General features: G+C 63.1%; 11 protein-coding genes. All 11 read left to right on the top strand.

The annotated features are described in order from the left end of the window. Nucleotide 1 precedes the first annotated feature (1 nt). The 11 genes from nuoK to LB529_RS10950 all read left to right on the top strand — a co-directional run bounded on the left by nuoK (nt 2) and on the right by LB529_RS10950 (nt 12,514). Nucleotides 2-310: an NADH-quinone oxidoreductase subunit NuoK gene (nuoK, locus tag LB529_RS11000; protein WP_027168992.1), complete on the top strand. Its 309-nt coding sequence runs from the start codon at nt 2-4 to the stop codon at nt 308-310. 11 nt (nt 311-321) lie between these two features. Beyond that, nucleotides 322-2,295, top strand: a complete 1,974-nt coding sequence (nuoL, locus tag LB529_RS10995) for an NADH-quinone oxidoreductase subunit L (RefSeq protein WP_140839938.1) — start codon at nt 322-324, stop codon at nt 2,293-2,295. Next, on the top strand, nt 2,295-3,800 hold the full coding sequence (locus tag LB529_RS10990; protein WP_224711082.1) for an NADH-quinone oxidoreductase subunit M: 1,506 nt from the start codon (nt 2,295-2,297) through the stop codon (nt 3,798-3,800). The genes nuoL and LB529_RS10990 overlap by 1 nt, the downstream gene beginning before the upstream one ends. A gap of 14 nt (nt 3,801-3,814) precedes the next feature. Further along, entirely contained in the window at nt 3,815-5,251 is a 1,437-nt protein-coding gene (gene nuoN / locus LB529_RS10985; RefSeq protein WP_224711081.1) for an NADH-quinone oxidoreductase subunit NuoN, read from the top strand. A gap of 4 nt (nt 5,252-5,255) precedes the next feature. Next, a complete protein-coding gene (locus LB529_RS10980; protein WP_224711080.1) occupies nt 5,256-6,077 on the top strand; it encodes a biotin--[acetyl-CoA-carboxylase] ligase in 822 nt (273 codons plus the stop codon). Nucleotides 6,078-6,172: 95 nt separating this feature from the next. Continuing rightward, entirely contained in the window at nt 6,173-7,843 is a 1,671-nt protein-coding gene (locus tag LB529_RS10975; RefSeq protein WP_224634293.1) for a ribonuclease J, read from the top strand. Nucleotides 7,844-7,963: 120 nt separating this feature from the next. Continuing rightward, nucleotides 7,964-8,368, top strand: a complete 405-nt coding sequence (mce, locus tag LB529_RS10970; RefSeq protein ID WP_140542006.1) for a methylmalonyl-CoA epimerase — start codon at nt 7,964-7,966, stop codon at nt 8,366-8,368. Further along, a complete protein-coding gene (locus LB529_RS10965; RefSeq protein WP_224711079.1) occupies nt 8,365-8,649 on the top strand; it encodes a DUF1467 family protein in 285 nt (94 codons plus the stop codon). Before mce ends, LB529_RS10965 begins: the two co-directional genes overlap by 4 nt. A gap of 573 nt (nt 8,650-9,222) precedes the next feature. Further along, on the top strand, nt 9,223-10,551 hold the full coding sequence (proS, locus tag LB529_RS10960; protein ID WP_224711078.1) for a proline--tRNA ligase: 1,329 nt from the start codon (nt 9,223-9,225) through the stop codon (nt 10,549-10,551). Next, entirely contained in the window at nt 10,548-11,834 is a 1,287-nt protein-coding gene (locus LB529_RS10955) for a lipoprotein-releasing ABC transporter permease subunit (protein WP_140839951.1), read from the top strand. Before proS ends, LB529_RS10955 begins: the two co-directional genes overlap by 4 nt. Next, nucleotides 11,831-12,514, top strand: a complete 684-nt coding sequence (locus LB529_RS10950; RefSeq protein WP_176476897.1) for an ABC transporter ATP-binding protein — start codon at nt 11,831-11,833, stop codon at nt 12,512-12,514. Before LB529_RS10955 ends, LB529_RS10950 begins: the two co-directional genes overlap by 4 nt. Nucleotides 12,515-12,740: the final 226 nt, after the last annotated feature.

Genomic DNA, 12,740 nt, shown 5'->3' with positions numbered 1-12,740 from the left:
GATGGTCGTCGGCATTGCACATTACCTGACCGTATCGGCGATCCTGTTCACGCTCGGCGTGTTCGGCATCTTCCTGAACCGCCGCAACATCATCGTCATCCTGATGTCGATCGAGCTCATCCTGCTTGCGGTCAACATCAACTTCGTCGCTTTCTCGGCGGCTCTGCACGACCTCGTCGGACAGGTCTTTGCCCTGTTCGTGCTGACGGTCGCAGCCGCTGAAGCCGCGATCGGTCTTGCCATTCTTGTCGTCTTCTTCCGCAACCGCGGCTCGATCGCGGTCGAAGACGTGAGCGCGATGAAGGGTTGACGGGAACCATCATGTATCAGGCTATCGTCTTCCTTCCGCTGCTTGGCTTCCTGATCGTCGGCCTGTTCGGCAATTCGCTCGGCGCCAAGGCTTCCGAATACATCACCTCCGGCTTCCTGGTGATCGCGGCGGTGCTGTCGTGGGTTGCCTTCTTCACCGTCGGCTTCGGCCATGGCGAAGTGTTCACCGTGCCGGTGCTGCGCTGGATCCAGTCGGGCGGCATCGACGCCTCCTGGGCGCTCAGGATCGACACGCTGACGGTGGTGATGCTGGTCGTCGTCAACACCGTGTCGGCGCTGGTCCATATCTACTCGATCGGCTACATGCACTACGATCCGAACCGGCCGCGTTTCTTCGCCTATCTGTCGCTGTTCACCTTCGCGATGCTGATGCTGGTGACCGCCGACAATCTCATCCAGATGTTCTTCGGCTGGGAGGGCGTCGGTCTCGCCTCCTATCTCTTGATCGGCTTCTGGTACAAGAAGCCGTCGGCCAATGCCGCCGCCATCAAGGCTTTCGTCGTCAACCGCGTCGGCGACTTCGGCTTCGCGCTCGGCATCTTCGGCGTGTTCGTGCTGTTCGGCTCGGTCAATCTGAGCACCGTGTTCGCCAATGCCGCATCCTTCCTGCCGGCCGAAGGCGCGCCGGCGGGTGCTGCCGTGCTCACTTTCCTCGGCCAAGCGCTCGACAAACAGACGGCGCTGACGGTGGTCTGCCTGCTGCTCTTCATGGGCGCCATGGGCAAGTCGGCGCAGGTGCCGCTGCACACTTGGCTGCCGGACGCGATGGAAGGCCCGACGCCGGTCTCCGCGCTCATCCACGCGGCGACCATGGTGACCGCCGGCGTGTTCATGCTGGCGAGGCTTTCGCCGCTGTTCGAGCTGTCGCATTCGGCGCTGACCGTCGTCACTTTCATCGGCGCATTCACCGCCTTCTTCGCGGCGACCGTCGGCCTCGTCCAGAACGACATCAAGCGCGTCATCGCCTATTCGACCTGCTCGCAGCTCGGCTACATGTTCGTGGCGCTAGGCGTCGGCGCTTATGGCGCGGCGATCTTCCACCTTTTCACGCACGCCTTCTTCAAGGCGCTGCTGTTCCTCGGCTCCGGCTCGGTCATCCATGCCGTGTCCGACGAGCAGGACATGCGCAAGATGGGCGGCCTGCGCAGGCTCATCCCGGCGACCTACTGGATGATGATCGTCGGCACGCTGGCGCTGACCGGCGTCGGCATTCCGGCAACGGTGATCGGCACCGCCGGCTTCTTCTCCAAGGACGCCATCATCGCGACCTCCTTCGCCAGCCACAATGCGGTCGCCGGCTTCGCCTTTATCCTGCTGGTGGTCGCCGCCTGCTTCACCAGCTTCTATTCCTGGCGGCTGATCTTCATGACCTTCCACGGCGAGCCGCGCGCCAGCCACGAGGTCATGCACCATGTCCACGAATCGCCGCCGGTGATGCTGGTGCCGCTCTATGTGCTGGCCGCCGGCGCGCTGTTTGCCGGTATCATCTTCCACGGCGCCTTCATCGGCGAGGGTTACGCCGAATTCTGGAAGGCTTCGCTGTTCACGCTGCCGGAAAACCACATCCTGCATGAGATCCACGAATTGCCGCTCTGGGTAGAGCTCGCCCCGTTCGTCGCCATGCTGATCGGCCTCGCGGTGGCCTGGAAATTCTATATCCGCTCGCCGGAACTTCCCCGAAGCGTCGCCGCCAATCATCGCCTGCTTTATGCGTTCCTGCTCAACAAGTGGTATTTCGACGAGCTCTACGACTTCCTGTTCGTGCGGCCGGCGAAGCGCCTCGGCAGGTTCCTGTGGAAGACCGGAGACGGCGCCGTCATTGACGGCCTCGGCCCCGACGGCATCTCGGCGCGCGTCGTCGACGTCACCAACAGGGTCGTCAAGCTGCAGACCGGCTATCTCTATCACTATGCCTTCGCCATGCTGATCGGCGTGGCCGCTCTCGTCACCTGGATGATGCTCTGATGACCGACTGGCCAATCCTCTCGCTGGTCACCTTCCTGCCTCTGGTTGGTGTTCTGCTCATCCTGTTCATCAGCGACGACAGCGAAAACGCGCGCCGCAACATCCGCGCGATCGCATTCATCACGACGGCGTTCACCTTCGTCATCTCGCTGTTCATCTGGACGGGCTTCGACAATTCGCAGGCCGGCTTCCAGTTTGTCGAGAAGCACGCCTGGCTGGATTCGGGCATTTCCTACCACATGGGCGTCGACGGCATCTCGATGCTGTTCGTCATCCTGACCACCTTCCTGATGCCGCTTTGCATACTGGCCTCCTGGGATGCGATCGAGAAGCGGGTCAAGGCCTATATGATCGCCTTCCTGATCCTCGAGACGCTGATGATCGGCGTGTTCTGCGCGCTCGACATCGTCCTGTTCTACGTCTTCTTCGAGGCCGGCCTGATTCCGATGTTCATCATTATCGGCGTCTGGGGCGGCAAGCGGCGCGTCTATGCCTCGTTCAAGTTCTTCCTCTACACGCTCGCCGGCTCGGTGCTGATGCTGCTCGCCATCATGGCGATGTTCTTCCAATCGGGCACCACCGATATCCCGACGCTCCTGACGCATAATTTCCCGGCCAACATGCAGACCTGGCTGTGGCTCGCCTTCTTCGCCTCCTTCGCAGTGAAGATGCCGATGTGGCCGGTACATACCTGGCTGCCCGACGCCCACGTCGAGGCGCCGACCGCGGGCTCCGTCATCCTGGCTGGCATCCTGCTGAAGATGGGCGGGTACGGCTTCCTGCGCTTCTCGCTGCCGATGTTCCCGGAGGCGTCGGCGATGTTCGCGCCGCTGGTGTTCACGCTCTCGGTCGTCGCCATCATCTATACCTCGCTGGTAGCGCTGATGCAGGAGGACATGAAGAAGCTGATCGCCTATTCGTCGGTCGCCCATATGGGCTTCGTCACCATGGGCATCTTCGCTATGAACCAGGAAGGCGTGCAGGGCGCGATCTTCCAGATGCTCAGCCACGGCCTCGTCTCGGGCGCGCTGTTCCTGTGCGTCGGCGTCATCTACGACCGCATGCATACGCGCGAGATCGACGCCTATGGCGGTCTCGTCAACAACATGCCGAAATACGCCACCGTGTTCATGATCTTCACCATGGCCAATGTCGGCCTTCCCGGCACCAGCGGCTTCATCGGCGAGTTCCTGACCATGCTCGGCGTGTTCAAGCTCAACACCTGGGTGGCGTTCTTCGCCGCCACCGGCGTCATCCTGTCGGCGGCCTACGCGCTGTGGCTCTATCGCCGGGTGATCTTCGGCGCGCTGAGCAAGGACAGCCTGAAAAACCTGCTCGACCTTTCGCCGCGTGAGAAGGCGATCGTCTACCCGCTGGTGGTGCTGGTCATCTTCTTCGGCGTCTACCCGGCGCCGGTGTTCGACGCGACGGCCCAGTCGGTCAAGACGCTCGTCACCAACGTCACCGCATCCATCAATTCCGCGCAGACCGCGGCGGCGAACTGACTGGGGAATAGACCATGACGCCGGACCTTCTCTCCAGCCTTTCGCTCTCGACGCCGGAACTGATCCTCGCCGTCGGTGCGCTCGCGCTCCTGATGATCGGGGCCTATTCGCGCTCCAACAGCACCATGACCGTAACCGGCCTGGCCGTCCTCGTGCTGGTGATGACCGGCCTCTGGCTTGGCTTCTCCGGCACGCAAGGCGCTGCTTATGGCGGCGCCTTCGTGCAGGATTCCTTCAGCGCCTTCATGAAGATGCTGGCGCTGATCGGATCGGCGGTGACGCTCATCATGTCGATGCGCTTCGCGCGCCAGGAGCATTTTGACAAGTTCGAATTCCCGGTGCTGGTGCTGCTCTGCACGCTCGGCATGCTGTTGATGATCTCGGCCAACGGCATGATAGGGCTTTATCTCGGGCTCGAGCTGCAGTCGCTGGCGATCTATGTGCTGGCGGCGATCAACCGCGACAATCTGCGCTCGACCGAAGCCGGCCTGAAATACTTCGTCCTCGGAGCGCTGTCGTCGGGCATGCTGCTCTACGGCATCAGCCTCGTTTACGGCTACACCGGCAATACCGGCTTCCAGGAAATCGCGACGGCGCTTGGCAGCGGCGAGCGCCAGCTCGGCCTCGTCTTCGGCCTGGTGTTCGTGTTGGCAGGCCTCGCCTTCAAGATCTCGGCCGTGCCGTTCCATATGTGGACGCCGGATGTCTATGAGGGGGCGCCGACGCCGATCACCGCGTTCCTGGCAGCCGCCCCGAAGATGGCGGCGATGGCGCTGATCGTGCGCGTCACCATGGGCGCCTTCAAGCCGATTGCCTCGGACTGGCAGCAGATCGTCGTCTTCATCTCGATCGCCTCGATGGCGCTTGGCGCTTTCGCGGCCATCGGCCAGACCAACATCAAGCGCCTGATGGCCTATTCCTCGATCGGCCATATGGGCTACGCGCTGGTCGGCCTTGCCGCCAACAGCCAGGCCGGCGTGCGCGGCGTCGCCATCTACATGCTGATCTATCTGGTGATGACGCTCGGCACTTTCGCCTTCATCCTCGCCATGCGGCGCAAGGAAGGCAATGTCGAGCAGATCAGCGATCTTTCCGGTCTCGCCTCGACCAACCCGATCATGGCCACAATCCTCACAATCCTGATGTTCTCGCTGGCCGGCATTCCGCCGCTCGCCGGCTTCTGGGGGAAGTGGTACGTGTTCCTCGCCGCCATTAACGCGCATCTCTACGCGCTGGCGATTATCGGCGTGCTGGCCTCGGTGGTGGGCGCCTACTATTACCTGCGCATCATCAAGATCATGTGGTTCGACGAGCCGGTCGGCGGCTTCGTGCCGATGGCCAGCGAGCTACGCCTCGTGCTCGGCGTCAGCGGCGCCTTCGTGCTGTTCTATGTGCTGATCGGCGGGCCGATCGGCAATTATGCCGAAGCCGCCGCCAAGACCTTCTTCTGACGGGATGGCATTTCGGCTGGCTCCAACCGCGGCGTCGGAGGGGTTCCGGCTCGAGGCGCATGACAGCGTCGGCTCGACCAACGCGCTGGCGCTGGAACACGCGCGCGCCGGCGATCCCGGCAAGCTCTGGGTCGTTTCGAAGAAGCAGGAGAGCGGCCGCGGCCGGCGTGGCCGCGCCTGGGCAACGCCGGAGGGCAATCTCGCGGCGACGCTGCTTCTGGTTCCGGGCGGCGAGCTCCGGCTTGCCGCGACGCTCGGCTTCGTCGCCGGGCTTGCGCTGGCCGACGCGCTCGACGCCGTCGTGCCGAAGGGCCGGATCGCCGTCGCCGTCGACGGCGCGAGCCAGGGCCGCAACCGCTTCGAATTGAAATGGCCGAACGACGTGCTGGCGTCGGGCGCCAAGCTTGCCGGCATCCTGTTGGAATCGGCGATGCTCGATGGCGGCCGCTTCGCCGTCGCCATCGGCATCGGCGTCAATGTCGTGGCTTACCCTGAGGATTTGCCTTATCCGGCGACGTCGCTGCAGGCGCTGGGCGCGACTTGCGATGCCGAAACGCTGTTCCTGGCGCTTTCGGATGCGTGGAGCGAGAATGCCCGCCTATGGGATGACGGGCGCGGGCTCGATGCTATCAGAAAGCGCTGGCTTGCCCGCGCGGCAGGGCTCGGCGGCGAAGTTGCTGTCAGAATTGACGGCAATGTGGTGCGCGGCGTCTTCGAAACCATTGACGAGGACTGCCGTTTTGTGATCCGCGACGATGAGGGATCGGTTTTGACGATCGCGGCCGGCGACGTGCATTTCGGCGCGGTCGCCTCGGCCCGGGCATAATTTTGTTCTGTGCAATTCCGGACGGAAAGCGGTGACACGCTTTTCCCGGGTTTGCGCCAACGACTTGGCCAAAGCGGCCAGGAAGGAAAGAATTGATGGCGAATAGAGAAAACGCCGAGCTCGTCTTCGCGCCGCTGGGCGGCGTCGGCGAGATCGGCATGAACTTCGCCCTTTACGGCTATGGGCCTGCCGACGCGCGCGAATGGATCATCGTCGATGTCGGCGTCACCTTTCCGGACTCGGCACATCCCGGCGTTGATCTCATCCTGCCCGACACGCGCTTCATCGAGGAGAATATCGACGGCCTGCGCGGCATCGTCATCACCCATGCGCATGAGGATCATTACGGGGCGCTGCTCGATATCTGGCCGAAGCTTAAAGTCCCGGTCTGGATGACGCCGTTCACCGCCGGCCTGCTCGAAGCCAAGCGACAGGGCGAGCAGGGCGCGCCGAAGATCCCGGCGTCGATCTACCGGGCCGGCGAGAAATTCACCATCGGACCTTTCGAGATCGAGGCCATTCCAGTGGCGCATTCGATTCCCGAGCCGATGTCGCTGGCGATCACCACGCCCGCCGGCACCGTGATCCACACCGGCGACTGGAAGATAGACCCGGCGCCGACGATCGGCCCGAAGACCGACGAGGCGCGTTTCCGCGCCTATGGCGACAAGGGCGTGCTGGCGCTGATCTGCGATTCCACCAACGCGCTGAGGGAAGGGGAGTCGCCGTCGGAAGTCGCTGTCGGCGAAGGCCTCAAGGGCGTCATCGAGAGCGCGAAGGGGCGCGTCGCGGTCACGACCTTCTCCTCCAATGTCGGGCGCATCGTCTCGATCGCCAAGGCGGCGCGCGATGCCGGCCGGCAATGCCTCGTGCTCGGCCGATCGCTGAAGCGCGTTATCGATGTGGCGGGCGAGCTCGGCTACATGGACGGGCTGCCGGAGTTCATCGCCGAGGAAGACTATGGCTATATCCCGCGCGAGAACCTGGTGATCATCTGCACCGGCAGCCAGGGCGAGCCCTTGGCTGCCCTTGCCAAGCTTTCGCGCGACGAGATGAAGTCGGTGGCGCTGACGGCTGGCGATACGGTGGTGTTTTCCTCGCGCACCATTCCCGGCAACGAGAAGGGAATCCTCGAGATCAAGAACCGGCTGATCGATCTCGGCATGAAGATCATCGAGGACGGCGACGCGCTGGTGCATGTCTCCGGCCACCCGCGCCGCAGCGAATTGCGCAAGATGTATGAATGGGTGCGGCCACAGATCGGCGTTCCCGTGCATGGCGAGGCGGCGCATCTGGTGGCGCAGGGCTCGCTGATGTCGATGTCGGGCATCGGCCAGGTGGCGCAGGTGCGCGACGGCGACATGCTGAGGCTCTGGCCAGGGCCGGCGACGATCATCGACCAGGTGCCGTTCGGGCGGCTCTACAAGGATGGCTCGCTGATCGGCACCGACCAAGCGATGGGCATACGCGACCGTCGCAAGCTTTCCTTCGCCGGGCATGTCGCGGTCAATGTCGTGCTCGACGACAAATATGAGCTTGCCGGCGACCCCGACCTGGTGGCGATCGGCGTCGCCGAAGCGGATGCCCGCGGCGAGACGCTGGAGGATCTGATGCTCGATGCGGCAATCGGCGCGGTGGACTCCATTCCGCGTCAGCGCCGAAAAGACCTCGACCTGGTCCAGGAGGCGGTGCGCCGCGCAGTGCGCGGCGCCGCCAACGAAGCCTGGGGCAAGAAGCCGCTGGTGACGGTGTTTGTTACGAGATGAGGGAGTAGGCAGTAGGGACTAGGCAGTAGGCAATAGGAAAGGCGATTGCTTTTTAGCTCGCCAAATTTGCTTCTTCTCTACTGCCTACTGCCTACTGCCTACTGCCTGAGGAAACGGCCGATGCTTGGACGCCTGAACCATGTCGCGCTTGCTGTGCCGGATCTGGCCGCGGCAATGGCAGCCTATCGGGATACGCTGGGCGCGCGGCTGAGCGAGCCGCAGGCGCTGCCGGAGCATGGTGTGAGCGTGGCGTTCGTCGATGTCGGCAACACCAAGATCGAGTTGCTGGAACCGCTGGGCGAGGCATCGCCCATCGCCGCGTTCCTCGAGAAGAACCCTTCGGGCGGCATGCATCACGTCTGCTATGAGGTCGACGATATCCTGGCCGCTCGCGATCATTTGAAGCAAAGCGGCGCGCGTGTGCTTGGCGACGGCAATCCGAAGATCGGCGCGCATGGCAAGCCGGTGCTGTTCCTGCATCCCAAGGATTTCTTCGGCACGCTGGTCGAACTGGAGCAGGCATGAACTGGATCCTGTTCGCCGCGCTGTTCTTCGTCACCTGGTGGCTGGTGCTGTTCGTCGTTCTGCCGTTCAGCCTGCGCACCCAGGACGACGACCAGGATGTCACGCTCGGCACCGTTTCCAGCGCACCGCGCGGCCCGCACATGCTGCGCGCCTTCGCCCGCGCGACGACCGTGACGGTGGTCGTGATGGGCATTCTCTACGGCCTGACGATGGGCCTGGGATTCAGCTTCGACGATATCATGCGGATCATGCCGGACTTTAGTCCGAATGCCCATCACTGACGCTGAAGATACAGTCTCCGCAAGTATTAAGCAGCATATGCGCGCCAAGGTTGAATTCGGAAGCCGGCTTCCGAATTCGACGGCTAACCATGGCTGACGCTGTTTGGCAGATGATCGCGCTAAGCAGATGATTGCACAAAAAAAATGCAAGGCACAAGGCCTTGCAATTTAAACGCGTCCGATCCGTTTCCGGTGTCCGGCGGCAGCGAGTTACCGCGCCTAGATCGCATCCTCCCAAGACTTTGACCGCGTAGGAGAGCAGATTTTTCTCCGCCCTCTCGGTTATCGGCGCACACTAGACCAAGGCAGGTGAAAATGTCACGAAGAATTTTGCCTCGAAACAGGCAATATCGTGCTGCACTGCACAATAGTGCGGCAGGGCTTGCTTGTGAATCGATCAAATAGCCATTTGCGGCACTTTGCAGCCAAAATCGCCTTTTTGGTAAGGTGCAGAAGGCTCGATACTTTGGGGCACTCGGGTTTCCATTCGGCCATGAAATGGCTATGAAGCCCGGGCAAGCAGCCTCGGTTGCGCCGATTCCCGCGCCGCCATTTTCACTCACGGACCAGTCCATGCGTTTGTCGCGCTATTTCCTGCCCATTCTCAAAGAAAATCCCCGCGAGGCCGAGATCGTCTCGCATCGGCTGATGCTGCGCGCAGGCATGATCCGCCAGCAGGGGCAGGGCAGCTTTTCGTGGCTGCCATTGGGCAAGCGCGTGCTGGACAAGGTCTGCCAGATCATCCGCGAGGAACAGAACCGCGCCGGCGCGCTGGAAATCCTGATGCCGACCATCCAGTCGGCGGATCTGTGGCGCGAAAGCGGCCGTTACAACGACTACGGCAAGGAGATGCTGCGCATCAAGGACCGCCAGGACCGCGACATGCTCTACGGGCCGACCAACGAAGAGATGGTCACCGAGATTTTTCGCGCCTATGTGAAGTCCTACAAGGACCTGCCGCTCAACCTCTACCACATCCAATGGAAGTTCCGCGACGAGGTGCGCCCTCGCTTCGGCGTCATGCGCAGCAGAGAGTTCCTGATGAAGGACGCCTATTCCTTCGACCTCGATTTCGAGGGCGCCAAGGCCGCCTACAACCGTATGTTCGTCTCCTACCTCAGGACGTTCACACGTATGGGCCTGCAGGCCATTCCAATGCGCGCCGACACCGGTCCGATCGGCGGCGATCTCAGCCATGAGTTCATCATCCTGGCCGAGACCGGTGAGAGCCAGGTGTTCTGCGACCGCGCTTATCTCACCCTCGACGTGCCGGGCGCCGGCACCAACTTCTCAAACGATGCCGAGATCGGCGATATCGTGAAGAAGTGGACGACGCCTTATGCCGCCACCGATGAGATGCATGACGAGGCGGCCTGGGCGAACGTTCCGCCAAGCGAGCAGGTCTCGGCGCGCGGCATCGAGGTCGGCCACATCTTCCACTTCGGCGAGAAATACTCCAAGCCCATGGGCGCCAAGGTGACCGGCCCTGACGGCAAGGATCACTTCGCCTCTGGCGGCTCCTACGGCATCGGTCCATCGCGCCTGGTCGCGGCGATCATCGAGGCCAGCCATGACGAGAACGGCATCATTTGGCCGGAAGCGGTGGCGCCCTTCGATATCGGCCTGATCAACATGAAGGTCGGCGACGGCGAATGCGACCGTGTCTGCGACGAGCTCTACACGGCGCTGACTGCCGCCGGCAAGGACGTGCTTTATGACGACACCGACCAGCGGCCGGGCGGCAAGTTCGCCACCGCCGACCTGATCGGCCTGCCGTGGCAGGTGATCGTCGGTCCGCGAGGCGTGGCCACGGGCGAGATCGAGATCAAGAACCGCAGGTCGGGCGAGCGCGAGACGCTGCCGATCGCCGAGGCCAAGAAACGCCTGGGTATCGCCGCATGAACGAGGCGGCGGCTGCGGCCAGGTCAGCGGCGGGCGCTTTCTCCGGCTTCGAGCGCATGGTGGCGTGGCGCTATCTGCGATCGCGCCGCAAGGAGACGGTGATCTCGGTCATCGCCTCGATCTCCTTTCTCGGCATCATGCTCGGCGTCGCGACGTTGATCGTCGTCATGGCCGTGATGAACGGTTTCCGCGCCGAATTGCTGACCCGCATCCTCGGCGTCAACGGCCATCTCATCGTGCAGCCGCTCGATTCGCCGCTGGAGGATTACGCCCAGGTGGCGAGCCGCATCAACGGTGTTTCGGGCGTCAAATACGCCATCCCGCTGATCGACGGCCAGGTCCTGGCGCAAGGCAATGTCGGCGGCGGCACGGGCGCCCTGGTGCGCGGCATCCGCGGCGAGGATCTCGGCAAGATTTCGATCGTCGCCAGCAACATCAAGCAGGGCACGCTCGACGGCTTCGACACCGGCGACGGCGTGGCGATCGGCAAGCGCATGGCCGAAAGCCTCGGGCTAGTGCTCGGCGACACCATCACGCTGATCTCGCCGGACGGCGATGTGACGCCGCTCGGCACCACGCCGCGCATGAAGGGCTACAAGGTGGCGGCAATCTTCGAGGTCGGCATGTCGGAATATGACAGCTCGATCGTCTACATGCCGTTCTCGGAAGCGCAGCTCTATTTCAACATGGACGGGCGAGCCCAGACCATCGAGATCTATGTCGACAATCCCGACAATGTCGACGCGCTGAAGCCGCTGGTCGAGCAGGCGGCGCAGCGGCCGGTCGACCTCGTCGACTGGCGCCAGCGCAACGAGACCTTCTTCTCGGCGCTGCAGGTCGAGCGCAACGTCATGTTCATGATTCTCACGCTGATCGTGCTGGTGGCGGCGCTCAACATCATTTCCGGCCTCATCATGCTGGTGAAGGACAAGGGCCACGACATCGCCATCCTGCGCACGATGGGCGCCTCGCGCGGCGCTATTCTGCGCATCTTCCTGATGACTGGCGCGGCGATCGGCGTCACCGGGACGATCGCCGGCGTGCTGCTTGGCGTCGTCATCTGCCTCAACATCGAATCGATCCGCCAGTTCTTCTCCTGGATGACCGGCAGGATCCTGTTCAATCCCGAGCTCTATTTCCTCAGCCAGCTGCCGGCGAAGATGGATCCGCGCGAGACGACCTATGTCGTCATCATGGCGCTTGGCCTGTCGTTCCTCGCGACGGTGTTCCCGGCCTGGCGGGCCGCCCGGCTCGATCCCGTCGAAGCCTTGAGGTACGAATGATGGCCGAGGCCATTATCGAGTTGAAGGGCGTCGAGCGGCACTACGTCCAGGGGCCGCGCAAGCTCACCATTTTGAACGGCGCCGACTTTTCGCTCAGGCGCGGCGAGATGGTGGCGCTGGTGGCGCCGTCGGGCACCGGCAAGTCGACGCTTTTGCACACGGCGGGGCTATTGGAGCGGCCCGACGCCGGCGACGTGATCCTCGCCGGCCGTGCGTGCGGACGGCTGTCGGACGAGGAGCGCACTGCGATCCGCCGCAACGATGTCGGGTTCGTCTATCAGTTCCATCATTTGCTGCCGGAGTTCTCCGCGCTCGAGAACATCATGATGCCGCAACTGATCAAGGGGCTCGGCCGCAAGGAAGCATCCGAGCGCGCGGCGCAGCTCCTCGACTACATGCAGATCGGCAAGCGCGCGCAGCACCGGCCGGCCGAGCTTTCCGGCGGCGAGCAGCAGCGCGTCGCCATTGCCCGCGCGGTCGCCAACGCGCCGCTGGTGCTGCTGGCCGACGAGCCGACCGGCAATCTCGATCCGGTCACCGCCTCCTATGTGTTCGATGCGCTGGAGGCGCTGGTCAGGCAATCGGGCCTCGCGGCGCTGATCGCCACCCACAACCACGAGCTGGCCTCGCGCATGGACCGGCGCGTGACGTTGGCCGAGGGTAAGGTCGTGCCGCTATAGGCCAATGTCGTCATCCTAGGGCGAAGCTCCGCGAAGCGGAGCGAAGACCCTAGGATCCATTCCGTTACCTCTGCCGAAGAATGCGACGCCGCAGAGGGGGCAGAGGGGCTTTTAGAAGCCTTGTTCCGCACCGTAGCGAAGCATCAATCTCACGGAATGGCAACTGTGTTCACGCGAATGCGGTTTTGTCGCGAATGATAGCGTTGAGGACGACCAGGAGCTTCCT

Source organism: Mesorhizobium sp. CA5 (assembly GCF_020165105.1).
Classification (GTDB): Bacteria; Pseudomonadota; Alphaproteobacteria; order Rhizobiales; family Rhizobiaceae; genus Mesorhizobium.
This window is presented reverse-complemented; position numbering and strand designations above follow the sequence as displayed.

What these genes read in the sequence shown, in the direction of transcription:
- LB529_RS10955 (WP_140839951.1), top strand. Translation starts at nt 10,548, where the DNA reads ATGAACGAGGCGGCGGCTGCGGCCAGGTCAGCGGCGGGCGCTTTCTCC.
- nuoK (WP_027168992.1), top strand. Translation starts at nt 2, where the DNA reads ATGGTCGTCGGCATTGCACATTACCTGACCGTATCGGCGATCCTGTTC.
- LB529_RS10975 (WP_224634293.1), top strand. Translation starts at nt 6,173, where the DNA reads ATGGCGAATAGAGAAAACGCCGAGCTCGTCTTCGCGCCGCTGGGCGGC.
- LB529_RS10950 (WP_176476897.1), top strand. Translation starts at nt 11,831, where the DNA reads ATGATGGCCGAGGCCATTATCGAGTTGAAGGGCGTCGAGCGGCACTAC.
- mce (WP_140542006.1), top strand. Translation starts at nt 7,964, where the DNA reads ATGCTTGGACGCCTGAACCATGTCGCGCTTGCTGTGCCGGATCTGGCC.
- LB529_RS10980 (WP_224711080.1), top strand. Translation starts at nt 5,256, where the DNA reads ATGGCATTTCGGCTGGCTCCAACCGCGGCGTCGGAGGGGTTCCGGCTC.
- nuoL (WP_140839938.1), top strand. Translation starts at nt 322, where the DNA reads ATGTATCAGGCTATCGTCTTCCTTCCGCTGCTTGGCTTCCTGATCGTC.
- LB529_RS10990 (WP_224711082.1), top strand. Translation starts at nt 2,295, where the DNA reads ATGACCGACTGGCCAATCCTCTCGCTGGTCACCTTCCTGCCTCTGGTT.
- LB529_RS10965 (WP_224711079.1), top strand. Translation starts at nt 8,365, where the DNA reads ATGAACTGGATCCTGTTCGCCGCGCTGTTCTTCGTCACCTGGTGGCTG.
- proS (WP_224711078.1), top strand. Translation starts at nt 9,223, where the DNA reads ATGCGTTTGTCGCGCTATTTCCTGCCCATTCTCAAAGAAAATCCCCGC.
- nuoN (WP_224711081.1), top strand. Translation starts at nt 3,815, where the DNA reads ATGACGCCGGACCTTCTCTCCAGCCTTTCGCTCTCGACGCCGGAACTG.